Origin of the sequence: Bifidobacterium sp. M0353, assembly GCF_016100645.1 — a bacterium.
Taxonomy (GTDB): Bacteria; Actinomycetota; Actinomycetes; order Actinomycetales; family Bifidobacteriaceae; genus Bombiscardovia; species Bombiscardovia choladohabitans.
Genome location: NZ_JACFSB010000018.1, coordinates 1 through 489, shown reverse-complemented (window position 1 = coordinate 489; position 489 = coordinate 1). Strand labels below are relative to the sequence as shown.

Genomic DNA, 489 nt, shown 5'->3' with positions numbered 1-489 from the left:
ATATATGTGTAGAAACTGCCGGAAATCGTCGTGGTATTCACTCCAGAGCGATGAAAACGTTTCAGTTTGCTCATGGAAAACGGTGTAACAAGGGTGAACACTATCCCATATCACCAGCTCACCGTCTTTCATTGCCATACGAAATTCCGGATGAGCATTCATCAGGCGGGCAAGAATGTGAATAAAGGCCGGATAAAACTTGTGCTTATTTTTCTTTACGGTCTTTAAAAAGGCCGTAATATCCAGCTGAACGGTCTGGTTATAGGTACATTGAGCAACTGACTGAAATGCCTCAAAATGTTCTTTACGATGCCATTGGGATATATCAACGGTGGTATATCCAGTGATTTTTTTCTCCATTTTAGCTTCCTTAGCTCCTGAAAATCTCGATAACTCAAAAAATACGCCCGGTAGTGATCTTATTTCATTATGGTGAAAGTTGGAACCTCTTACGTGCCCGATCAATCATGACCAAAATCCCTTAACGTG

At 41.3% G+C, this 489-nt stretch carries 1 protein-coding gene; it reads right to left on the bottom strand.

Annotation, left to right across the window (positions count from 1 at the left end; genetic code table 11):
• Positions 1-360: CatA-like O-acetyltransferase (locus H3V04_RS08800; RefSeq protein ID WP_269748887.1), on the bottom strand; the 360-nt coding region annotated here is incomplete at its 3' end.
• Positions 361-489 lie beyond the last annotated feature (129 nt).